The sequence below is a fragment of the Pseudomonas sp. GW821-FHT04D07 genome, from assembly GCF_059420225.1.
In genome coordinates, this window is sequence record NZ_JBWKTH010000002.1 from 194,835 (window position 1) to 217,761 (window position 22,927).

Sequence of the window (22,927 nt, forward strand, 5' to 3'; positions counted from 1 at the left end):
TCCATGCTCAAACTGCTGCACACCTTGCTCCCCGGCGTATTCGCCTTATCCACGCTGATACTCGCGACACCGGCCATGGCCCACAAGGCAGATGGCTTGCGCGATGTCACGCTGCTGATCGTCCGCCACGCGGAGAAACCCGACCAGGGTCGCGGGCTCAGCCCGGCGGGCGAACATCGGGCCCAGGCCTACGCCAGCTACTTTGACCCTCTGCTACTGGACGCTGGAAAACTGATCCCACAACGCCTGATTGCCACCACTGACAGCAAGGAAAGCGACCGCCCACGCCTGACCCTGACGCCGTTGTCGCAACGCCTGAAGCTGCCCATCGAACAACCCTACGCCGACGACGAGGTCGACCAGTTGGCCAAGTCCCTGGGCAAGGACAACAGCGTACCGGTGGTGCTGATCGCCTGGCACCACGGGCATATCGACAACCTGATCGAAGCCTTCGGCGGCGATGCGAAAAAGCTGACCGGGCAAAAGCGCTGGCCGGAGGATGTGTATGACTGGCTGATCGTGCTGCGCTTTGACCACCAAGGTCAGTTGATCGAGTCCCGCAGCGAGAAAATCCAGGAACCGCCATTTCCCGGCTGACACGGCGAGGGAGCGACGCTACACCTGGTCATGTCCTTTCCGGCTCACCGCAAGCCCCAGCTGACGATGCCAGCCCGGATTCAATCCAAGGACGTAGTCGAAACTCAACAGACCGAGCAACCGCTTAATGCGAGACCGAACGACAGCGCTTGAGCCGCGCTTCCAGGTTGCGATCCGGCATGGCGTGGCTGCGCAAGGCGCTGGCGGTCTGCTCAACGTAGTCGCGGGTGGTGCCATAGCGCCCGCAAGCACTTTCGAGTACCTGGTTCAGCACATGGTCCGACAGGTTACCGGCATAGCTGGGCAGGTGCCGCTCCAGCACGAACCCCAACGCCTGAACCGTCTGCCCCGTGGCCAAGCGGCAATTGAGCCAGTGCGGCCGATAGGACGGCACCGGCATCTCCCGCTGCCACAGGGCATAGAGCGATGCCTCCAGCTGATCGTCCGGAAGCCGATAGGCAAATCCGCTGCAGGAACCGCCGCGATCCAGGCCGAACACCAACCCCGGAAATTCCGGCGTGCCCCGGTGTTCATGGGACCACAGGTACAAGCCCCGATGGTAACCGTGAACCCGCCCGCGTACCCGCTCCACGGCAGAGCACTCGGGGCGCCAGATCAACGAGCCGTAGGCAAATAGCCAGACCGCTCCGCCCTTGTGCCGGGCCATGGTGGCCTGCATGGAGCAGAGCAGTTGCTCGTGGGTCAATTGCGCCCCCAGTTCCAGGCGCGGCGGATAGGCCAAACTCGACAATGCAGGATCGATGGCGGTCATGGCGGATTGCGCGGGATTCCTGATCATTACCAGTTGTAAGTCACTTTACCGTAATAAAACGCACCGCTGTAACCGTACCGCGAAAAAGTGCTGTAGGCCAGGTTGCCGCCGTTATTGGCGTAGGCATTGCTGGTTCGATAGAGGCCGGTGCTCCGATGGATATATAGCTTAATGTTCCGTAACAAATAAATTAAATATCAAAATCACATAACGATAAGCTAAACATCGCGTACGGGAAAAACCCTACATACACTTCAGAGACCACGGTCTGACAATCCGATTGCGACTTACGTATAACGGCCGCCTACTTCAATCGCTACGTTTTCACCAGGGGCCAACAACCATGAACAAATCACTCCTTATCCAGGTGTTGTGCCTGTTTATGCTGGCGCCCAGCGTCCGGGCCCAGTCGCCGGACGATTCGAACGCCAGTGACAAGGGTTTCTGGTACCTGCAAACCAGCGTCTTCACCCGCCATTTCTCACCGGACCCGGACCACAACAATCACCAGGACCTGATCGGCCTGGAACGCAATGAAGCCTCGGGGTTGCTCTATGGGGCGGCGACGTTTCGCAACTCGTTCAGCCAGCGCGCGTATTACGCCTATGTTGGCAAGCGCTTCGAGAGTGCCGATTATCCGGTGTATCTGAAGGTCTCCGGCGGTTTACTGCAGGGCTACAAAGGCCAGTACCGCGACAAGATCCCGTTGAACCACCTGGGCGTTGCGCCGGTGATCATTCCTTCGGTTGGTACGCATTACGGGCCGGTGGCAGCGGAGGTGGTGTTGCTGGGGTTCAATGCGGCGATGATTACCACTGGGGTGCGTTTCTGAGGGATTTGTAGCGATTTTGAGGACGCCTTCGCGGGCAAGCTCCGCTCCCACATTAAGTCCTGAGTCGTACACAAAGCTTGCGTACGAATCCGTCCTTGTGGGAGCGGAGCTTGTCGGGACGCGGCGGTGCCGCGAAGGCGATGGGGCAGGCACAGAAAAATCAAACGCCTGGCGCTAAGGCCTAGGCGCATAGGCAAACACATCGGCACGCATCTGGTGCGCATCCATCCCGGCGTTCACCAGCGCATCCAGCGTTGCATAAATCATCGCCGGCGAGCCGCTGGCATAGACACTCACCCCCGACAGGTCGGCAATATCTTCGCGGACCGCCTCGTGCAGCATGCCGCAACGCCCTTCCCAGCCACACAAATCGCTGACCACCTTGTGCAGGAACAGGTTCGGCAGTTGCTTCCACTCCTCCCAATGCTCCAACGTGTAGAAATCCTCGGGCCGACGCACGCCCCAATACAAGTGCACCGGGTGCTGGAAGCCGGTGGAACGACAATGCTCGATCAGGCTGTTCATCTGCGCCATGCCAGTGCCCGCCGCGATCAGCACCAACGGTCCATCCGGCAATTGGGCCAGATGAGTATCGCCGAACGGCAACTCGACCCGCGCCATGCGATTGCGCTGCAACTGCTCGATCAGGCTCTGGGCGCTGGCTTCGCGCACCAGTACATGCAGCTCCAGGTCACGCCCGGCGTGCGGCGCGGAGGCCAGGGAAAACGCCGATTTCTCGCCATTGTCGCGCTCGATCATCAGGTACTGGCCAGCGTGATAACGCGGCGGCTTGCCCGCCGGCGCCCGCAGGCGCACACGCCAGACATCGCCGCCGATCTCGGCACATTCGATCAACTGACAGGCCAACTTGCGCACCGGCAGTTCTCCTTGCGCGAGCACGCCATCCCACAGCACCACACAGTCTTCCAGGGGTTCTGCGATACAAGTGTAGAACTCGCCATGATCACGCACGTCGCCAGCCTGCGCGACCCGCCCTTCCACCAGCAACGCGGCGCACACATGGCAGTTGCCATTGCGACAGCTTTGCGGGCAGTCATAACCCAGGCGCCGGGCACCGTCGAGAATCCGCTCGCCGGGCCGTATCTCAAGCACGGCGCCGGACGGCTGCAAGGTCACACGCATCAATCTATTCCTAACTGATTCCAAATGGCATCGACCCGTCGGGTCACGGCCTCATCCTTGACGATCACCCGGCCCCACTCACGTGTGGTCTCGCCGGGCCATTTGTGCGTGGCATCGAGCCCCATCTTCGAGCCCAGGCCGGAGACCGGCGAGGCGAAGTCGAGGTAGTCGATCGGCGTGTTATCGATCATCACCGTATCGCGCTTGGGGTCCATGCGCGTGGTGATGGCCCAGATCACGTCGTTCCAGTCGCGGGCGTTGATATCGTCGTCGGTGACGATAACGAACTTGGTATACATGAACTGTCGCAAAAACGACCAGACACCCAACATGACGCGCTTGGCGTGGCCCGGATACGACTTCTTCATGGTGACGATGGCCATGCGGTACGAGCAACCTTCCGGTGGCAGGTAGAAGTCGGTGATTTCCGGGAATTGCTTCTGCAGGATCGGTACGAACACTTCGTTCAGCGCCACGCCGAGAATCGCCGGCTCATCCGGTGGCCGACCGGTGTAGGTGCTGTGGTAGATCGGTTTGATCCGGTGGGTGATGCGCTCGACGGTAAACACCGGGAAATTATCGACTTCGTTGTAATAGCCAGTGTGGTCGCCATACGGGCCTTCCGGCGCCATCTCGCCCGGATGGATCACGCCCTCGAGGACGATTTCCGCCGAGGCCGGTACTTGCAGGTCATTGCCGCGGCACTTGATCAGCTCGGTGCGGTTGCCCCGCAGGAGACCGGCAAAGGCGTATTCGGAAAGGCTGTCCGGCACCGGGGTCACCGCGCCGAGAATGGTCGCCGGATCCGCACCCAGGGCCACGGACACCGGGAACGGCTGGCCTGGATGCTTTTCGCACCACTCGCGGTAATCCAGCGCGCCGCCACGGTGGCTGAGCCAACGCATGATCACCTTGTTGCGAGCGATCACCTGCTGGCGATAGATGCCGAGGTTCTGGCGGTCCTTGTTCGGCCCCTTGGTCACCGTCAGGCCCCAGGTGATCAGCGGCGCGACATCGCCCGGCCAGCAATGCTGGACCGGCAACTTGCCGAGGTCGACGTCATCGCCCTCGATGATGATTTCCTGGCAGGGCGCGTCCTTGACCACTTTCGGCGCCATGGCAATGATCTTGCGGAAGATCGGCAGCTTGGACCAGGCATCCTTGAGCCCCTTGGGCGGCTCCGGTTCCTTGAGGAAGGCCAGCAGCTTGCCGATTTCCCGCAGTTCGCTGACCGCTTCGGCGCCCATGCCCAGGGCCACGCGCTCGGGCGTGCCGAACAGGTTGCCGAGTACCGGGATATCAAAACCGGTGGGATTTTCGAACAGCAACGCCGGCCCCTTGGCCCGCAGGGTGCGGTCGCAGACCTCGGTCATCTCCAGGATAGGCGACACTGGAACCTGGATGCGCTTGAGTTCGCCGCGCTGTTCCAGGCCGCTGATAAAGTCGCGCAAGTCGCGATACTGCATGCGTGAGCCTCGTAGATCCGTGGCGTTCGGGGTGGGCAGTTTACCCGGTTCGCCCCGATACCGCGCAATCGAACAATGCCCAGACAGCAAAAAGCCGGGTTTCCCCGGCTTTTGCGGCCCTGCTCGACTTACTTGCGTTTCATCGAGAGGAAGAACTCATCGTTGGTCTTGGTCTGTTTCAGCTTGTCGATCAAGAACTCGATGGCCGCGACTTCATCCATCGGATGCAGCAGCTTGCGCAGGATCCACATGCGCTGCAACTCGTCGTCGGCGGTCAGCAACTCTTCGCGGCGGGTGCCGGAACGGTTGATGTTGATCGCCGGGAAGACGCGCTTTTCAGCGATCTTGCGGTCCAGCGGCAGTTCCATGTTACCGGTACCCTTGAACTCTTCGTAGATCACTTCGTCCATCTTCGAGCCGGTTTCAACCAGCGCGGTGGCGATGATGGTCAGCGAACCGCCTTCCTCGATGTTACGCGCGGCACCGAAGAAACGTTTTGGCTTCTCCAGGGCGTGGGCATCGACACCACCGGTCAGGACCTTGCCGGAGCTCGGGATCACGGTGTTGTAGGCACGCGCCAGACGGGTGATGGAGTCGAGCAGGATCACCACGTCCTTCTTGTGCTCGACCAGGCGCTTGGCCTTCTCGATGACCATTTCGGCCACTTGCACGTGACGGGTTGGCGGCTCGTCGAACGTCGAGGCAACCACTTCGCCGCGCACGGTGCGCTGCATTTCGGTCACTTCTTCCGGACGCTCATCGATCAGCAGGACGATCAGGTGCACTTCCGGGTTGTTGCGGGTGATGTTCGCCGCAATGTTCTGCAACATGATCGTCTTGCCGGCTTTCGGCGGTGCCACGATCAGGCCGCGCTGGCCTTTGCCGATCGGTGCGCAAAGATCGATCACACGACCGGTCAAGTCTTCGGTGGAACCGTTACCGGCTTCCATCTTCATGCGCACGGTCGGGAACAGCGGGGTCAGGTTCTCAAAGAGAATCTTGTTCTTCGCGTTTTCCGGACGATCGAAGTTGATCGTGTCGACCTTGAGCAGAGCGAAATAACGCTCACCTTCCTTCGGCGGACGGATCTTGCCGACGATGGTGTCACCGGTGCGCAAGTTGAAGCGGCGGATCTGGCTCGGCGAGACGTAGATATCGTCCGGGCCGGCCAGGTAGGAGGCATCCGAAGAGCGGAGAAAGCCGAAGCCGTCCTGGAGGATCTCCAGCACGCCATCACCGGAGATTTCCTCGCCGCTTTTCGCGTGCTTTTTCAGCAGGGAGAAAATCACATCCTGCTTGCGCGAACGGGCCATATTTTCTATGCCCATCTGTTCGGCCAATTCGAGCAGTTCGGTAATCGGCTTTTGCTTGAGTTCAGTCAGATTCATATAGGAATGACGTAATCATTTATGGAGGGGGGAGAAATTAAGCTTTTGGCTTAATGAGGCCGCGCCGCAGAGAAGGCGACAGGATCGCGTACTTGTTCGAAAAGGAGAGCGTCGGCGACGGCTTGCAGGGGGCAGTGGAGAAACCAGTGCGGGGCCGAATGTAACACCTGCAATTGTGAACGTCTAGCCCCTAACAACGAAAAAAGCCCCGCTATTTGCGGGGCCTTTTTTGACGATGCCGACCTTACAGGTGAGCGTCGAGGAAAGCGGTCAGTTGCGACTTGGACAGTGCGCCGACCTTGGTCGCTTCGACGTTGCCGTTCTTGAACAGCATCAGCGTTGGGATACCGCGCACGCCATGCTTGGCCGGGGTTTCCTGGTTTTCGTCGATGTTCAGCTTGGCGACGACCAGTTTACCTTGGTAGGTCGTGGCAATCTCGTCCAGGACCGGGGCGATCATCTTGCAGGGGCCGCACCATTCAGCCCAGTAGTCGACCAGCACAGCGCCTTCGGCCTTGATTACATCGGCCTCGAAGCTAGCGTCGCTAACGTGTTTGATCAGATCGCTGCTCATGGAAGTCTCCAGGTTGTAAGCAAAAAACGTCGCTCATCATAGCTGGCCTTCCTACGTACAGGAAGCCGCAGTTAATTGAGTCTAACTATGACAAACGATCAATTTGGGTATAGCCCAATACGCGCGCGCTGCACAAAGACGCCCTCACAAGCACCGCCCCCCTTGTAGGAGCGAGCTTGCTCGCGATGGACATCAACGATAACGCGTAAAGCCTGGGACCCTGCGGTGCCTGGGCCGCCATCGCGAGCAATCGAGCGTCGACCGGCTGCTCCTACAGGGACCGTGATCAGCCCGGCGTGACGAAGACAATACCGGTGCGCAGGGCCGCGTTGCGCACATGCTCCTGCATCGCCTTCTGAGCCGCTCCCGAGGCGCGCCGCGCCAGGGCACGGAGGATCTTGCGGTGCTCCTGCCAGGTTTCCATGGCTCGCTCCGCCCGGATGAACGGCAGCTTCTGGCTTTCCAGGAACAGCTCGGCGCTGGCACTGAGGATACCGACCATGGCCTGGTTGCCGCTGGCCAGCAGGATGCGCCGGTGAAAATCGAAATCCAGCCGCGCGGCCGCCTCGAAATCCCCCGCCTTGAGCTCCAGCCGCAAGGCCTCGACGTTGTCCTGCAGGACATCCAGCTCATCGGCGCTCAAGGTCACCGCCGCCAGGCCCGCGGCAAACCCCTCCAGGGCATAACGCAACTGGAAGATATCCTCCGCTGAAGCCTGGGCCGCGAACGGCCAGGCCAGGCCGCTGGCCAGCGGCGCCAACTCCACCGGCGCCTGCACGAAGACGCCCTTGCCCGGCTGCACACTGATCACCCCCAGGGCACTCAGGGACGACAGCGCCTCGCGCAACGACGCCCGGCTGACCCCCAGCCGGAGTGCCAGGTCGCGCTGCGAGGGCAGCACGTCGCCCGGGCCGAAGCCCTCGTCGGCGATCAGTTTGCGGATGGCTTGCAGCGCCACTTCCGGGACGGCGCGGGAGATCGAATTCATTGTCTTTTTCAGCTGTTGGTCCGGGAAAGCGCTAGTTGTAAAGCTATTGGCCGGATCCGGCAAGTCACGCCCAGCGCTGGTTCAGCGCCGCGAACGAATGCTCGATAAGAGTGCGAAAGCTCTGCAACTGTTCAGACCAGTAAGACCATGAAAAGCCCCGCCGTACCAGCAAGTGCAGGGTTTCGGACAAGTGTGGCATGGGCTGTGCACTGCCCCGCACAGAGATCGCCCTTCTGGATTCGGAGAGTTGCCATGACCCAACGCCGCAGCGCCCTGCTCACTGCCTTGCTGGCCAGCCTGATGCTGAGTCAGGCCCCCGCCCACGCCAATGGCCTGGATGACATCGTCGCCCGTGGCACCCTCAAGGTCGCCGTGCCCCAGGACTTCCCGCCGTTCGGCTCGGTGGGTCCGGACATGAAACCCCGCGGCCTGGATATCGACACCGCGAAGCTGCTCGCCGAGCAGCTCAAGGTCAAGCTGGAACTGACCCCGGTCAACAGCACCAACCGCATTCCGTTCCTTACCACCGGCAAGGTCGACCTGGTGATCTCCAGCCTCGGCAAGAATCCCGAGCGCGAGAAGGTCATCGACTTCTCCCGTGCCTATGCGCCCTTCTACCTCGCGGTCTTCGGCCCGCCGGAAGCCCCGATCAACGGCCTGGCCGATCTCAAGGGCAAGACCATCAGCGTCACCCGTGGCGCCATCGAGGACATCGAGCTGACCGCCGTGGCCCCCGAGGGCGTGACCATCAAGCGCTTCGAGGACAACAACACCACCATTGCGGCCTATCTGGCCAAGCAGGTCGACCTGATCGCCAGCGGCAACGTGGTGATGGTGGCCATCGCCGAGCGCAACCCGAAACGCATCCCGGCACTGAAGGTCAAGCTCAAGGACTCGCCGGTCTACGTCGGCGTGAACAAGAACGAACCGGCGCTGCTGGAAAAAGTGAACCAGATCCTCGCCACCGCCAAGGCCGACGGCAGCCTGGAAAAAAACGCCCAGCTGTGGCTCAAGCAACCACTTCCGGCCGATCTCTGATCGCGCTCGCCTGAGGTTCGCTCCATGGCTTATCAGTTCGACTTCCTGCCGGTGCTGCACAACGCCGACCTGCTGTTGCGCGGCGCCCTGTTCACCCTGGAACTGACCGCCATCGGCACTTTGCTCGGGGTCAGCCTGGGCATTGTCGGGGCCGTGGTCAGGGCTTGGCAGATCCGCCCCTTCGCGGCGATCTTCGGCGTCTACGTCGAATTGATCCGCAATACGCCGTTCCTGGTGCAGTTGTTTTTCATTTTCTTCGGCCTGCCCTCCCTCGGCCTGCAGATTTCCGAGTGGCAGGCGGCGGTGCTGGCGATGGTGATCAACCTCGGCGCCTATTCCACGGAGATCATCCGCGCCGGGATCCAGGCGATCCCCCGTGGGCAACTGGAAGCGGCGGCGGCGCTGGCCATGAGCCGCTTCGAAGCCTTCCGCCACGTGGTCCTGCTGCCGGCGCTGGGCAAGGTCTGGCCGGCCCTGAGCAGCCAGATCATCATCGTCATGCTCGGCTCGGCGGTCTGCTCGCAGATCGCCACCGAGGAGCTGAGCTTCGCCGCCAACTTCATCCAGTCACGCAACTTCCGCGCCTTCGAAACCTACACCCTGACCACTCTGATCTACCTGGTCATGGCGTTGCTGATCCGGCAGTTGCTGAACTGGCTGGGGCGCCGCTACATCGTGAGGAACCGCTGATGGATTTCACCTTGTGGGACATCCTCAACAACCTGCTGGCGGGCCTGCAATGGACCGTCGCCCTGTCGCTGACGGCCTTTGTCGGTGGCGGCCTGATCGGCCTGCTGGTGATGGTGCTGCGCATCAGCGAAAACGGCTTTGCTCGCGGTTTCGCCCACGCCTACATCGAGCTGTTCCAGGGCACGCCGCTGCTGATGCAACTGTTCATGGTGTTTTTCGGCGTGGCCTTGCTCGGGGTGGATATCTCGCCCTGGCTGGCGGCGGCCATTGCCCTGACGCTGTTCACCAGCGCCTACCTGGCGGAGATCTGGCGCGGCTGCGTCGAGTCGATTCCGGGCGGCCAGTGGGAAGCCTCGGCGAGCCTGGCGCTCACCCCGTATGAACAACTGCGCCATGTGATCCTGCCACAGGCACTGCGTATCGCCGTGGCGCCGACCGTGGGCTTTTCGGTGCAGGTGATCAAGGGCACCGCTGTGACCTCGATCATCGGTTTCACCGAACTGACCAAGACCGGCGGCATGCTCGCCAACGCCACGTTCGAACCCTTCATGATCTACGGCCTGGTAGCTCTCGGTTATTTCCTGCTGTGCTACCCCCTGTCCCTCAGTGCGCGCTACCTGGAAAGGAGACTGCATGCCGCTTCTTAGAGTTTCTGCCCTGCATAAGTATTACGGCGATCACCACGTGCTCAAAGGCATCGACCTCAGCGTCGAGGAAGGCCAGGTGGTGGCGATCATCGGTCGCAGCGGCTCGGGCAAGAGCACCCTGCTGCGCACCCTCAATGGCCTGGAGTCGATCAACGACGGGGTGATCGAGGTCGACGGCCACTACCTGGACGCCGCCCGCGCCGATTTGCGCACCCTGCGGCAAACGGTCGGCATGGTATTCCAGCAGTTCAACCTGTTCCCGCACCTGAGCGTCGGCGAAAACGTTATGCTCGCGCCCCAGGTGGTGCAGAAAATGCCCAGGGCCAAGGCCGCCGAGCTGGCGCGGCAGATGCTCGAACGGGTCGGCCTGGGGGAAAAATTCGACGCTTTCCCGGAACGTCTCTCCGGCGGCCAGCAGCAGCGCGTGGCCATTGCCCGGGCCCTGGCGATGTCGCCCAAGGTGCTGCTGTGCGACGAGATCACTTCGGCGCTGGACCCGGAGCTGGTCAATGAAGTGCTCAGTGTGGTCCGTCAGTTGGCGAAGGAAGGCATGACCCTGATCATGGTCACCCACGAAATGCGCTTCGCCCGGGAAGTCGGCGACAAGCTGGTGTTCATGCACCAGGGCAAGGTGCATGAGATGGGCGATCCCAGGGATCTGTTCGCCCACCCGCAGACACCGGAACTGGCGAACTTTATCGGCAGTGTGGAACCGCCGGCCTGAGCCGTTATTCGCCCGGCAGCAGCTCGAAACGCCCGCGACCTTCGACCGGCGTCTCGTCGCGCACCCGGGTCGCACTGACCGGCAGGTGCGTGTCGATCTCGACCTGCGCCGAGAAAAACCGCCCCTTGGCCGGTAGGCCCCGAGCCAGCACCACCAGACTCTGGCCCGGCGCCATCAAGTAACTGGCCGCCGCCTCGGCCGGACGTTGCGCCACCGCCAGGGTCACCGGCTTGCCGTCGAGCCAGGCATTGCTCAGGCTCACCGTAAAACGCCCCTGGCGATCGAAGCGAAAGGCCTGCGGTCCCGCCGCCGCCCCCTCGAAACGCAGCACCATCGAGGTCGGCCAGGGGCAGGCGATGTTCAGGCTCAGCCGGCGGGTCCCGAGAAACAGTTCAGGCTGCCCGGGTGCCCGCGCCAAGGCTCCCGAGCGCAACGCACCCAATTCAATCTGCGACTGACTCAGCGACAGCGTGCAGTCATTGGCGCCGACCGGGACTGAAAACAGCACCAGCGCGAAGCAACAACGCCGTAAAACCGCGCGGACGCGAGAGCTCATAAAGGTCTTCCATAGGGTTGACTCGCCCGGCAAACCGCCGTGGCCGTTTCATAGAGCCGATCGCTGTCCGTGGACTCGGACAGCTCGACCGGCAGCGTGCAGGTCGTGTGATCCGCCCGTCTGATGGAGAGCCGCTGGCCGGCCTCGACATTGCTCAGGAAAACCAGGCCGTCGCCCACCACCGTGGTCAGGAAGGCCTCGTTCTCACTGAATACCGGGGCGCCCTGGGGCAACGGCTCGGCGTTTTCGTCGGTGACCTTGAGCAGCAGCCGTCGAGCCTTCACCACGGTGAAATCCACCCGATTGAATGAACCGCGCCCGGCTTCGAGGGTTTTCGTCCCATTGCGCAGGTCGATCCGCCGCGGCAACGAGCGGGTGTCGACTGCCAACTGGCTGCTGCGGTAGGCCGGCAAGCCAGCGACCACCGCCTGGCCGCTGAAATCGGTCCAGACCGGACCTTGGGGCGTGGCGATCCGGGCGCCGGCAAGATCGCCCACCGAGACCACGCCGAAGGTCTCCTGGATGGCATAGGGCGAGAACGTCAGGCCACCCTCGTGCAGCGCAAGGCCTCCGGACAGCTGTCCGCTGTAGCTGCTGCTAGAGGGGTTGCGTGTCACCCCCAGGCCGACCTGGGTGTAACGCGGCATCAGGTTCAGGTTGCCGCGGGTGATCTGCCGATCACCCTTGAGGTCCTGCTCCAGCCCCAGGTCATAACTGACCAGGTCACTGACTCGCTCACGGTAATCGCCGCCGATATCGAGGCGCTCGCCCCGTCGATTGAGGTAGCTGCCGATGCGCCGGTTGCCACCCAGCGGGACACTGACGCCCAGCCGTATGCCCAGGCCCGAGTCGAGGGCATGGCGGTCGCCGCCCGAACCGACGTCGGAGTCGACACTGAGGCTCAGGCTGGCGTAACGGTAGCTCTTGTTCCATGAGCCGTGCAGGCGTCGGGACAAGCCCCCGTCGAACATCACATTGCGCGAGTAACCGAGGCTGAAACCGCCGAATTGCAAGTCCGACCAACCGAGCGCGGCGGTGTACTGGTGCTTGAAGCGTGAACCGGGATCGTCCTCCAGGCCCATCTCGCCGACCTGCAGCAGATCGCGATAACCGCTACTGCGCAGGGTGGCGCTGAGGTCCAGATCGACACCTGCCCCCAGCGGGCTGTTCAACGACAGGCTGTTCTGGCTCCCCGCCAGGGCACGTCGGGTGTCGTGGGACAAGCTGTTGCGCAGACCGACGCCAACCTGCGGCCAAAGGCGGCTGTCGAGCGCCCAGCCACTGGCGCGGTAATCATCGCTGCCCAGCAGCCCGGCGCTGAAGGACGTGGCCTGGCCCAACCCCCAGGTGCCACTGCCGGTGACGAGCAACGGCGGTTCCTCGGCGCGACCCTGAGCACCACGCAACCGCCCCAGGGCGAGGTAGTAACCGGGCTGGACCGCCGTGGCGCCCGGAAAAGACGCGGCGGGCACGACGAAACGGCGCTCGCCGCCGGATTGGCCGATCACCTTCACCTCCAGGTCGCTGGTGCCGTTGAGCAGCGGCAAGCCGCCCAGGCTGAAAGGCCCTTGCGGCACCAGGCTGGTATGGATCAGCGCTCCGGACTGGCGGACCTCGACCCGCGACGCGTCGAAGGCCACGCCCTCGACCAATACCCCGTGGCCGGCCTGGCCGCGCTGTGCACCATCGGGCATGAATTGCATGCCGGAAAGCTGGACCCCGGCAAACACCGGCCCGGCACTGTTGATCTGACCGGTCTGGAAGGTCGTCTGCCACGGCAGGAAATCTCGCTGCGCATAGGCATACAAATGCGAGCTCTGCTCCTGCCCATCGTTGGAAACGTGCAACTGGCGGCTGCGGACCAACCAGTCGCCGGCATTGAACCCGGCCTCGGTGGTCGCCGAGAAGAAACGTCCGCCGCCCTGGCGTGAGCGTGTATCGAAACCCAGCACATCGTAGTTGAGCAGCCCAGCCGTGCCGCCACGGGCGTAGACCCCGCTGTTGAGCGCCGGCCCGCGCAGGGCCTGGGTCGGCACCAACAGGGAAACCTCCTCGCTGTTGGGCCGCAGGATGACCTGGGTCTGCGGGTACTCGCGCAGAAAGGCATGACAGTCCTCCTCGGTGGCCCGCGCCTCAGCGTCGAGCATCTTCAATCCGGCCTTGTCCAGCAACCCGGAGGTGAAACACAACTCGCCGTCCCGGTCGAAACGTAGCGCTGTCAGTCCCAGACGATTGCCGTTGAGTTCCAGCATCACCCGCTGCGTCCCTTCGCGAAAGCGTGGCGCCGAGCGAAAGTAATCGGCCACCTGCGGATCGAGGCCACGCTCGGAAAGCACCGACAGGTCAAACTCCGCATCCGACCCATCATCCTTTTTCTCGGCGGCGAGCGGCTCGCCCAGCCCCAGCAAGGCCGCGACACCGAGTGCCTTGGCCAACCCCGATGCTGGAGCGAACTTACCTGGCGGTCCTGGGTTTCTCATAAGGCCGTCACAGCGCCTCGGCCAGGATCGGGGCTTCGTGACGGGCGACGGCAAAACCATAGACCGTCGCCGGCTGCAGCGTGACCGAGGTGGCCGGGAGCTGCGTCGCGCCCGTTTCGATCGCCAGCGCCTCCCCCGGCAGGACATAACCGCGACTCAGCATCACGCTGACCTTGTGCGGATTGAGTTCCAACTCCGGCGACAGACGCACCACATAGGGACTGTCGTTGCGCACCACCAGCCGAGATTTTTCCAGATGCCAGGTCAGTTCCTTCCAGGGCGCCGGATGCCGGGCCAACCCCTTGGGATGCAGGATCAGCGGCAGGTTCTGGCGCAGGCTGATGCCAACGGTAGCGCCGGCCCCGGTTTTGCGCTGGGGAATGCCTTCGAAGGTGACGCGCTTCAAACGCTGGGTCTTGAGTGGCTCACTGTTGGCGCTGAGCAAGCGGACCAATTGTGTCTCACCGGCATCGACTCGGGTGACGGGGGGCGTGATCACCACCAGCGACTCAAGATCCTCGGGAATGGATTCGATAGCCGAATGCAGCAAGGCCGGACCGTTGTCGGTGTTCTTGATCTGTATACTCGCCTCCCCCTCCTCCTCATAGAGAACCACCACCGTGGTTTCCGGTTGCATGCCATCGGCACGGGCGACACTCCAGGACACCCCGAGGAGAAAGAACAGCACACCGGCACACAAAGACCCGGACACCGGTACAAGGGTCACAACTTTCAAGCGATACGCTCCTGGCGAACGAGTTCTTATTGTTCGAAACAAATAACAACGGAACGCCGGCACATGAACCTGTGCCGGTCGCCCTGTTACTTACATCAACATGACTCAGAGATAACGCAGTTCCAGCGTCGCCAGACCGTCCAGGTATATTTCTTCGGTCACATCCAACTCGGAGGTCTTGTTGATAACCGCCTGGACTTCCAAGGTACCACTGACCCGCTGTACCGCTGCCGGATGAGTGGCAAAGAACCCACTCCAGGACATGATGTTCTGGTACTGGCCCAAGGCGCCGTTGCCACGATTCCAGCTCAAGCCGTTATTGGTCGATACGATCGTGTTGACCAACGGAAAATCAGCCACGGAATCTTTCACGCTCAGGGCGTAACCGCCGATCCGCTTGCCGTGCGCCGTGGTCCCCAGGCCATAGTTGTAGACATCGCCATACTCCGGGCCGATGGCCGACTGCAAGATCCCCGGGACCTTGCTGGCGGAACGATTGTCGAGGGTCTTCACCCCGACCCGCGTGCCGCCGTCGCAACTGACCGAAAATGGTACCCCTCTCGGCTGCAGGGTCGTGTAGGCGTTGACACCCAACTCGGCAGCACGAATTTTCCCATAATCGACCACCCCACCATTGTGCAGGCTCAGTGTGCAACTGGCCGGAACGATCGTCCCTTTGACCAACAGGTCCGCCGCGTGGACATTGCCCCCCAGTGCAACCAATAGAGCACCGAGCGTCCAGCCGGATACCAACTTCATTCTCCTACTCCCTATTATTAAGTTTTAGCAGATGTATGTTATTCAGGACTGCGGGATCAGACCCTGGGTCTCACCCGAAACAAGGCAAGTACTCAGGCCTCCCGAGTTCTGCCCAATAAATAATTAACACCCAGGCTTGATTGCCTGCCGCTAGTTTCCACGCTGGCCCCTGACAAGAAAACCGGAAGCGGCCACGCTCTTGGTACGATGGATAGACAAACACTGCCAACTTTCATAAAGATCGCTGTCGTCACAATTGATGACCCAGGTCATCAATGCGAAATATTTATGTAGGAAAATTGAAGCAATGATTTTCCAACCCCCTCGCCACAAGCCCCAGGCCTGATGCTCCCAGGCGTCCTACATTGGCGTCGGCGCCTGATCGTGGCAGGATGGCGAGGTTATCGACCGAGATCCTTCAACCATGCCGCATTCCCAAGCCAAGAATCTGTCCCTGATCGCAGCCATCGACCTGGGCTCCAACAGCTTCCATATGGTCGTGGCCAAGGCCCAGAACGGTGAGATCCGAATCCTGGAGCGCCTCGGCGAGAAGGTTCAGCTGGCGGCCGGTATCGACGAGGACCGTCAGCTCACCGAAGAATCCATGCAACGCGGGCTCGATTGCCTGAAGCGCTTTGCCCAGCTGATCAACGGCATGCCCCTGGGCGCCGTCCGCATCGTCGGCACCAACGCCCTGCGCGAAGCGCGCAACCGTGGCGAATTCATCCGCCGCGCCGAGGAAATCCTCGGCCACCCGGTGGAAGTCATTTCCGGCCGTGAAGAAGCCCGGTTGATTTACCTCGGCGTGTCCCACACCCTCGCCGACACCCCGGGCAAGCGCCTGGTAGCCGACATCGGCGGCGGTAGTACCGAATTCATCATCGGTCAGCGCTTCGAACCGCTGCTGCGCGAAAGCCTGCAAATGGGCTGCGTCAGCTACACCCAGCGCTATTTCCGCGATGGCAAGATCACCCCGGCCCGCTACGCCCAGGCTTATACCGCGGCGCGCCTGGAAATCATGAGCATCGAGCACGCGCTGCACCGCCTGACCTGGGATGAAGCCATCGGCTCGTCCGGAACCATCCGCGCCATCGGTCTGGCCCTCAAGGCCGGCGGCCAGGGCAGCGGCGAGGTCAATGCCGAAGGGCTGGCCTGGCTCAAGCGCAAGCTGTTCAAGCTCGGCGATGCCGAGAAAATCGATTTCGAAGGGATCAAGCCCGATCGCCGCGCGATCTTCCCGGCGGGCCTGGCGATTCTCGAGGCGATCTTCGACGCCCTCGACCTGCAACGCATGGACCACTGCGACGGCGCCCTGCGCGAAGGCGTGCTCTACGATCTGCTGGGCCGCCATCACCATGAAGACGTGCGCGAACGCACCCTCAGCTCGCTGATGGAGCGTTACCACGTCGACCTGGAACAGGCGGCGCGGGTCGAGCGCAAGGCGCTGCATGCCTTCGACCAGGTGGCGGATGCCTGGGAACTGGCTGACGGGGTCTGGCGCGAACTGCTGGGCTGGGCCGCCAAGGTCCATGAAGTGGGCCTGGACATCGCTCACTATCAGTACCACAAGCACGGCGCCTACCTGATCGAGCACTCGGACCTGGCCGGTTTCTCACGGGAAGACCAGCAAATGCTCGCCCTGCTGGTACGCGGGCACCGGCGCAATATTCCCAAGGACAAGTTTGCCGAGTTCGGCGATGAAGGCATCAAGCTGATTCGCCTGTGCGTATTGCTGCGCTTCGCGATCCTGTTCCATCACATCCGTGGCACCCAGGAAATGCCGCAGGTCACCTTGCGTGCCGACGGCGATAGCCTGGATGTGGTGTTTCCCAAGGACTGGCTGGAGCAGAACCAGCTGACTCAGGCCGACTTCGCGCTGGAAGCGGAGTGGCTGACCCGAGTCAGTATTACCCTCAACGTACGCTGAGGATCGGGTTGCTCAGGCGCTCGAGCAAGGTCGCCTGGGCACTGCGCGGGTTCTGGTTGCCGGTCGGCGTGTTGCGGATATAACGACCGTCCGACTGCAGGCTCCAGCTGTGGGTGTTATCGGTGAGATAACTTTCCAGCTCTTTCTTAACCCGCAGGATCAGCTTCTTGCCTTCCACCGGGAAGCAGGTCTCGACCCGCTTGTCGAGGTTGCGCTCCATCCAGTCGGCACTGGAGAGGAACATCTGTTCTTCGCCGCCGTTGAGGAAGTAGAAGACCCGGGTGTGTTCGAGGAAGCGGCCGATGATCGAGCGCACGTGGATATTGTGCGAAACCCCGGCGATGCCCGGACGCAGGCAGCACATGCCGCGTACCACCAGGTCGATGCGCACGCCGCACTGGCTGGCCTTGTACAACGCGCGGATGATCTTCGGATCGGTCAGCGAGTTGAACTTGGCAATGATGTGCGCCGGCTTGCCGTCGACGGCGAACTGGGTTTCCCGGGCAATCATGTCGAGCATGCCCTTCTTCAGGGTGAACGGCGCGTGCAGCAACTTCTTCATGCGCAGCGTCTTGCCCATGCCGATCAACTGGCTGAACAGTTTGCCGACGTCTTCGCACAGCGCATCGTCGGACGTCAGCAGGCTGTAGTCGGTGTACAGGCGGGCGTTGCCGGCGTGGTAGTTACCGGTACCCAGGTGCGCGTAGCGAACGATCTCGCCGGCCTCGCGACGCAGGATCAGCATCATCTTGGCGTGGGTCTTGAAGCCGACCACGCCGTAGATCACTACCGCACCGGCGGCTTGCAGGCGGCTGGCCAGTTGCAGGTTGGACTCTTCATCGAAGCGCGCGCGCAGCTCGATCACCGCGGTGACTTCCTTGCCGTTGCGCGCCGCGTCCACCAGGGCGTCGACGATTTCCGAGTTGGCGCCGCTGCGGTACAGGGTCTGGCGCACGGCCAGGACGTGCGGGTCCTTGGCCGCCTGACGCAGCAGGTCGACCACCGGGGTGAAGGATTCGAACGGGTGCAGCAGCAGGATGTCCTGCTTGCTGATCACGCTGAAAATATTCTCGCTGTTCTGCAGCAGTTTCGGGATCTGCGGGGTGAACGGTGTGTATTGCAGCTCCGGATGACTGTCCAGGCCGGTGATGCTGAACAGCCGCGTCAGGTTCACCGGGCCGTTGACCTGGTACAACTCGGTCTCGTTCAGGTTGAACTGCTTGAGCAGGTAGTCCGACAGGTGTTTCGGGCAGGTGTCGGCGACTTCCAGGCGCACGGCGTCACCATAGCGCCGGGAGAACAGCTCGCCGCGCAGGGCGCGGGCCAGGTCTTCGACGTCTTCGGAGTCCAGCGCCAGGTCGGCGTTACGGGTCAGGCGGAACTGGTAGCAACCCTTGACCTTCATGCCCTGGAACAGGTCGTCGGCGTGCGCGTGGATCATCGACGACAGGAATACATAGTTATCGCCAGGCCCACCCACGTCTTCGGGTACCTTGATGATCCTCGGCAGCAGGCGCGGCGCCGGGATGATCGCCAGGCCCGAGTCGCGACCGAAGGCGTCGATGCCTTCGAGCTCGACGATAAAGTTCAGACTCTTGTTCACCAGCAACGGGAACGGGTGCGTCGGATCGAGGCCGATCGGGGTGATGATTGGTGCGATCTCATCGCGGAAATAACGACGGACCCAAGTTTTCAGTTTGGTGGTCCAGTAACGCCGGCGGATAAAGCGCACCTGGTGCTTTTCCAGCTCCGGCAACAGGATGTCGTTGAGGATCGCGTACTGGCGATCGACATGCCCGTGCACCAGTTCGCTGATGCGCGCCAAGGCCTGATGCGGCTGCAAGCCGTCGGCGCCGGCCTGCTCGCGGGCGAAGGTGATCTGCTTCTTCAGCCCGGCGACGCGAATCTCGAAGAACTCATCCAGGTTACTGGAGAAGATCAGCAGGAACTTGAGACGCTCCAACAGCGGGTAGGACTCGTCCAGCGCCTGCTCCAGCACGCGGATGTTGAACTGCAGCTGCGACAGCTCACGGTGGATATACAGGCTACTGTCATCCAGGCCGGGAATCGCCACCGCCGTCGGCGCCACCACGGGCGGCGCCTCGGCAACCACCGGCACGGGCTCCAGCTCCGGCGGGGTTTCGACGATCTGCTCGACCACCGCTTGGGCGTCCTTTACTTCAACTTCGCTGAGTCCTTCGGTATTCATCGAGTGTTCCTGTGAGGGCTATTTCTGCTCTCGTAGCAGTTGAGCGGCGCGGGCGGCAAAGTAGGTCAGGATGCCATCGGCACCAGCCCGTTTAAAAGCGGTCAAGGATTCAAGAATAACGCCTTCGCCCAGCCAGCCATTCTGGATGGCCGCCATGTGCATGGCGTACTCACCGCTAACTTGATAGACAAATGTCGGCACCTTGAATTCATCCTTGACTCGAAAAAGGATATCCAGATACGGCATGCCCGGCTTGACCATGACCATGTCGGCCCCTTCGGCAAGGTCGGCGGCCACTTCATGCAGGGCTTCGTCGCTGTTGGCCGGGTCCATCTGGTAGGACGCCTTGTTCGCCTTGCCCAGGTTCAGGGCAGAGCCGACGGCATCGCGGAAAGGACCATAGTAGGCGCTGGCGTACTTGGCCGAATAGGCCATGATCCGCACATTGACGTGATCGGCCAGTTCCAGGGCTTCGCGGATCGCCTGGATGCGTCCGTCCATCATATCGGAAGGCGCAACCACCTGGGCGCCCGCCTCGGCATGGGACAAGGCCTGCTTGACCAGGGCGTCGACGGTAATGTCGTTCTGGACGTAGCCTTCTTCATCGATGATGCCGTCCTGCCCGTGGGTGGTGAACGGGTCCAGGGCAACATCGGTAATCACCCCCAGCTCCGGGAAACGCGCGCGCAGGGCACGGGTGGCGCGTTGAGCAATACCTTGCGGGTTCCAGGCTTCGCTGGCGTCCAGCGACTTGAGTGCGGGTGGTGTCACGGGGAACAGCGCCAATGCCGGAATCCCCAGCTCGACCCATTTCGCCGCTTCTTCGAGCAGCAGGTCGATGCTCAGACGCTCGACTCCCGGCATCGACGCCACGGCTTCGCGGCGATTTTCGCCGTCCAGGACAAACACCGGCAAGATCAGATCATCGACTGTCAGAACGTTCTCACGGACCAGACGGCGAGAAAAATCATCACGACGATTGCGACGCAGGCGGGTAGCAGGAAACAAGCGATTGGCGGGGGTAAAGCTCACGGCAGACTCCTGAGCCCGCACAAGCGGGCGAGCATGGCAGTTATAAGCGGCCATTATGACGAAGGAATTACAGTTGTGCTTACTCCTGCGACCCGTCGCCACAGTCGCGGTCCTTGTAGGAAATGTTAACGTCGAGACACATTTCGACACTTTCCTCTCTGTCACCGAAGGGTTAGGCTGCGCGTTCATTTCGCCAGCATCCAGACAATGCTCCAACAATTTCTGCAGGATTTCGGCTACTTCGCCCTGTTTCTCGGCACGTTTTTCGAAGGCGAGACCATTCTGGTACTGGCCGGCTTCCTCGCGTTCCGCGGATACATGGACATCAACCTGGTGGTTATCGTGGCGTTCTTCGGCAGCTATGCCGGTGACCAGCTGTGGTATTTCCTGGGGCGCAAGCATGGCCGCAAACTCCTGGCCCGCAAGCCGCGCTGGCAATTGATGGGTGACCGGGCGCTGGAGCATATCCGCCGCCATCCGGATATCTGGGTGCTGAGTTTTCGCTTCGTCTACGGCTTACGCACGGTGATGCCGGTGGCGATCGGCCTGTCGGGTTATCCGCCGGGTCGCTACCTGTTGCTCAACGGTATCGGCGCGGCGATCTGGGCGGCGGCCCTGGCCGCGGCCGCCTATCACTTCGGGGCGATCCTCGAAGGGATGCTCGGCAGCGTGAAGAAATACGAGCTCTGGGTGCTCGGCGGCCTGCTGGTGGGCGGCCTGCTCCTCTGGAGCTGGCGGCGCATCAGAAGCGCGCGCCTGGCCCGGGCCGAGGCCCGTCTGGCCGAAACTACGAACCGGCCAGGCGAATAACGCGCGGCTTGCCGCAGTAGTAAAGGCCGATCAGGCTCAACAGGCTGTAGCTGAACACCCCGACCCAGCCCAGCGGGCTGGCCGGCCACAGCCCGACCAACGGCGCCCACCAGACCAACGGCAGGTTGGATGCCAGGCGGATAAGCTCCAGGCGTAGCGCCCAAGGGCGATTCTCCAGCGCCGCACCGAGCACGAACAGGCCCAGCGCCAGGCTGCCGGTGCCCAGCAGCAGTGCCGCCAGCGGCAAATGCTCGGCGAAGTTCATCAGATAACTGCCCAAGCCGACATACACCGCGAACTGCAGGGCCAGATAGACCTGCTGGCGCACCTCCAGCGGCACCTCGAACTTGCGGAACTGGCTCAGGTCCGGCTTGTTCAGCGGGTATTGGGCGGCGACATCGGCCGGACGCCAGCCGGTGCGCATAAACCAGATCCGCAACTTGTCCCAATAGCTTTGCGCCCGCCGGGCATCGGCCCACAACTGGGCATAGAACTGCAGGTTGGCCCACAGCGGGTTCCAACTGGCCAGCGGCGTGGTCACGCCGAAGACCACCGGCTCGCGCTCGTCTTCTTCCTGGAAGGTGCCGAACAGCCGGTCCCAGAGGATAAATACCCCGCCGTAGTTGCGATCCATGTAGAGCGTATTCTGCGCATGATGCGCCCGATGATTGGACGGTGTGACAAAGAACCATTCGTACCAACCCAGCTTGGGCACGTGCCGGGTATGTACCCAGAACTGATACAACAGGTTCAGCGACGCCACGCTGATAAACACCACCAGCGGCACGCCGAGCATCGCCAGCGGCAGATAGAAGATCCAGCTCAAGAGGAAGCCGGTGCTGGTCTGGCGCAGGGCCGTGCTGAGGTTGTAGTCCTCGCTCTGGTGATGCACCGAGTGCGCGGCCCAGAGGATATTGCGCTCGTGCCCCAGGCGGTGCAGCCAGTAGTAGCAGAAGTCGTAGGCGACAAAGGCGAACAGCCAGACCCAGGGTTTTTGCGCGGACAGTTCGAGCAGCGCCAGGTGCTGCAGCGCAAAGGCGTAGGTGAGTATTCCGACGCCCTTGGTCAGCAGCCCGGTAGTGGTCGACAGCACGCCGGTGCTCATGCTGTTGATGGCATCCGCCATTCGATAGTTGTTCACGCCACGCCAGCGATCGGCCAGCAGCTCGATGACAATCAGGGCAATGAAAAACGGTACCGCGTAAGGCACGAAGTCCATGGGGCCAACCTTCCAGAATCGATCTGCAAAGATTAGGGGCTCTGGCGGAGAAATCCGCTGACAATGAATGCCAAAGCTGTAGACATTTAACGCCAGATACTCGGGAACGTCGAACACGGCCCCTGTAGGTTAACGCGCTCCTTGAGGGCGCTGGCTTGCCAGCGATAAGGCCCTTGAGCCTTGCGGTGCCCATCCGGACGCCATCGCCAGCAAGCCGGCTTCCACAATTTCTGCGCCACTCACACTTTTGTGTACGACCCAAAACCTTGTGGGGGGGGGGGGGGGGGGGGGGGGGGGGGGGGGGGGGGGGGGGGGGGGGGGGGGGGGGGGGGGGGGCGGA

General features: G+C 62.1%; 21 protein-coding genes. 8 read left to right on the forward strand and 13 right to left on the reverse strand.

Features of this window, described 5'->3' with window-relative positions; translation table 11 throughout:
• Nucleotides 1-3 precede the first annotated feature (3 nt).
• Nucleotides 4-597 carry a flagellar basal body-associated protein FliL gene (locus tag AC07T0_RS04455; protein WP_495000038.1) on the forward strand — a complete coding sequence of 198 codons (594 nt, stop codon included), beginning with the start codon at nucleotides 4-6 and terminating at the stop codon, nucleotides 595-597.
• Nucleotides 598-721: 124 nt separating this feature from the next.
• Here the strand turns inward: AC07T0_RS04455 and AC07T0_RS04460 are convergent, their stop codons facing one another.
• Nucleotides 722-1,369: a gamma-glutamylcyclotransferase gene (locus AC07T0_RS04460; protein ID WP_495000292.1), complete on the reverse strand. Its 648-nt coding sequence runs from the start codon at nucleotides 1,367-1,369 to the stop codon at nucleotides 722-724.
• Between the two features lie 382 nt (nucleotides 1,370-1,751).
• On the opposite strand from AC07T0_RS04460, the gene AC07T0_RS04465 reads away from it, so the two are divergent.
• Nucleotides 1,752-2,201, forward strand: coding sequence for a sn-glycerol-3-phosphate transporter (locus tag AC07T0_RS04465; protein WP_495000293.1), 450 nt, complete (start codon nucleotides 1,752-1,754; stop codon nucleotides 2,199-2,201).
• 174 nt (nucleotides 2,202-2,375) lie between these two features.
• On the opposite strand, the gene AC07T0_RS04470 is transcribed toward AC07T0_RS04465, so the two are convergent.
• From AC07T0_RS04470 to AC07T0_RS04490, 5 genes are all read right to left on the reverse strand, one after another.
• Nucleotides 2,376-3,344 (reverse strand): CDP-6-deoxy-delta-3,4-glucoseen reductase, encoded by a 969-nt coding sequence (locus AC07T0_RS04470; RefSeq protein WP_495000039.1) that lies wholly within the window; start codon nucleotides 3,342-3,344, stop codon nucleotides 2,376-2,378.
• Nucleotides 3,344-4,810: a 4-hydroxy-3-polyprenylbenzoate decarboxylase gene (gene ubiD / locus AC07T0_RS04475; protein ID WP_495000040.1), complete on the reverse strand. Its 1,467-nt coding sequence runs from the start codon at nucleotides 4,808-4,810 to the stop codon at nucleotides 3,344-3,346. The genes AC07T0_RS04470 and ubiD overlap by 1 nt, the downstream gene beginning before the upstream one ends.
• Before the next feature lie 128 nt (nucleotides 4,811-4,938).
• On the reverse strand, nucleotides 4,939-6,198 hold the full coding sequence (gene rho, locus AC07T0_RS04480; protein WP_100942095.1) for a transcription termination factor Rho: 1,260 nt from the start codon (nucleotides 6,196-6,198) through the stop codon (nucleotides 4,939-4,941).
• 244 nt (nucleotides 6,199-6,442) lie between these two features.
• Nucleotides 6,443-6,772 (reverse strand): thioredoxin TrxA, encoded by a 330-nt coding sequence (trxA, locus tag AC07T0_RS04485; RefSeq protein ID WP_248795011.1) that lies wholly within the window; start codon nucleotides 6,770-6,772, stop codon nucleotides 6,443-6,445.
• Between the two features lie 286 nt (nucleotides 6,773-7,058).
• Nucleotides 7,059-7,760: a FadR/GntR family transcriptional regulator gene (locus AC07T0_RS04490; protein WP_495000041.1), complete on the reverse strand. Its 702-nt coding sequence runs from the start codon at nucleotides 7,758-7,760 to the stop codon at nucleotides 7,059-7,061.
• Nucleotides 7,761-8,012: 252 nt separating this feature from the next.
• Between AC07T0_RS04490 and AC07T0_RS04495 the strand changes: the two genes are divergently transcribed.
• The 4 genes from AC07T0_RS04495 to AC07T0_RS04510 are packed head-to-tail and all read left to right on the forward strand — an operon-like array spanning nucleotide 8,013 to nucleotide 10,859.
• Nucleotides 8,013-8,798, forward strand: coding sequence for a transporter substrate-binding domain-containing protein (locus AC07T0_RS04495; protein ID WP_495000042.1), 786 nt, complete (start codon nucleotides 8,013-8,015; stop codon nucleotides 8,796-8,798).
• A gap of 24 nt (nucleotides 8,799-8,822) precedes the next feature.
• The gene (locus AC07T0_RS04500; RefSeq protein WP_495000043.1) at nucleotides 8,823-9,488 is read left to right on the forward strand and encodes an amino acid ABC transporter permease; all 666 of its coding nucleotides are present in this window, start codon (nucleotides 8,823-8,825) and stop codon (nucleotides 9,486-9,488) included.
• Nucleotides 9,485-10,135 (forward strand): amino acid ABC transporter permease, encoded by a 651-nt coding sequence (locus AC07T0_RS04505; protein WP_495000294.1) that lies wholly within the window; start codon nucleotides 9,485-9,487, stop codon nucleotides 10,133-10,135. Before AC07T0_RS04500 ends, AC07T0_RS04505 begins: the two co-directional genes overlap by 4 nt.
• Nucleotides 10,122-10,859 (forward strand): amino acid ABC transporter ATP-binding protein, encoded by a 738-nt coding sequence (locus AC07T0_RS04510; RefSeq protein ID WP_495000044.1) that lies wholly within the window; start codon nucleotides 10,122-10,124, stop codon nucleotides 10,857-10,859. The genes AC07T0_RS04505 and AC07T0_RS04510 overlap by 14 nt, the downstream gene beginning before the upstream one ends.
• A 4-nt stretch (nucleotides 10,860-10,863) precedes the next feature.
• Here AC07T0_RS04510 and AC07T0_RS04515 read toward each other — a convergent pair whose 3' ends face one another.
• From AC07T0_RS04515 to AC07T0_RS04530, 4 genes are all read right to left on the reverse strand, one after another.
• Nucleotides 10,864-11,415 carry a DUF1120 domain-containing protein gene (locus AC07T0_RS04515; protein WP_495000045.1) on the reverse strand — a complete coding sequence of 184 codons (552 nt, stop codon included), beginning with the start codon at nucleotides 11,413-11,415 and terminating at the stop codon, nucleotides 10,864-10,866.
• Nucleotides 11,412-13,895: a fimbria/pilus outer membrane usher protein gene (locus tag AC07T0_RS04520; RefSeq protein WP_495000046.1), complete on the reverse strand. Its 2,484-nt coding sequence runs from the start codon at nucleotides 13,893-13,895 to the stop codon at nucleotides 11,412-11,414. Before AC07T0_RS04520 ends, AC07T0_RS04515 begins: the two co-directional genes overlap by 4 nt.
• A gap of 7 nt (nucleotides 13,896-13,902) precedes the next feature.
• A complete protein-coding gene (locus AC07T0_RS04525) occupies nucleotides 13,903-14,580 on the reverse strand; it encodes a fimbria/pilus chaperone family protein (RefSeq protein WP_495000295.1) in 678 nt (225 codons plus the stop codon).
• 156 nt (nucleotides 14,581-14,736) lie between these two features.
• A complete protein-coding gene (locus tag AC07T0_RS04530) occupies nucleotides 14,737-15,390 on the reverse strand; it encodes a DUF1120 domain-containing protein (RefSeq protein WP_495000047.1) in 654 nt (217 codons plus the stop codon).
• A gap of 424 nt (nucleotides 15,391-15,814) precedes the next feature.
• On the opposite strand from AC07T0_RS04530, the gene ppx reads away from it, so the two are divergent.
• The gene (gene ppx, locus AC07T0_RS04535; RefSeq protein WP_152736718.1) at nucleotides 15,815-17,317 is read left to right on the forward strand and encodes an exopolyphosphatase; all 1,503 of its coding nucleotides are present in this window, start codon (nucleotides 15,815-15,817) and stop codon (nucleotides 17,315-17,317) included.
• On the opposite strand, the gene ppk1 is transcribed toward ppx, so the two are convergent.
• Together ppk1 and hemB are read right to left on the reverse strand one after the other, a co-directional pair.
• Nucleotides 17,304-19,526, reverse strand: a complete 2,223-nt coding sequence (gene ppk1 / locus AC07T0_RS04540) for a polyphosphate kinase 1 (RefSeq protein WP_495000048.1) — start codon at nucleotides 19,524-19,526, stop codon at nucleotides 17,304-17,306. The two genes, ppx and ppk1, sit on opposite strands and share 14 nt — an antisense overlap.
• A gap of 18 nt (nucleotides 19,527-19,544) precedes the next feature.
• A complete protein-coding gene (hemB, locus tag AC07T0_RS04545; protein ID WP_495000049.1) occupies nucleotides 19,545-20,558 on the reverse strand; it encodes a porphobilinogen synthase in 1,014 nt (337 codons plus the stop codon).
• 207 nt (nucleotides 20,559-20,765) lie between these two features.
• Between hemB and AC07T0_RS04550 the strand changes: the two genes are divergently transcribed.
• Nucleotides 20,766-21,368, forward strand: coding sequence for a DedA family protein (locus tag AC07T0_RS04550; protein ID WP_495000050.1), 603 nt, complete (start codon nucleotides 20,766-20,768; stop codon nucleotides 21,366-21,368).
• Here AC07T0_RS04550 and AC07T0_RS04555 read toward each other — a convergent pair.
• Nucleotides 21,346-22,587, reverse strand: a complete 1,242-nt coding sequence (locus AC07T0_RS04555; RefSeq protein WP_495000051.1) for a sterol desaturase family protein — start codon at nucleotides 22,585-22,587, stop codon at nucleotides 21,346-21,348. The two genes, AC07T0_RS04550 and AC07T0_RS04555, sit on opposite strands and share 23 nt — an antisense overlap.
• Between the last annotated feature and the right edge of the window lie 340 nt (nucleotides 22,588-22,927).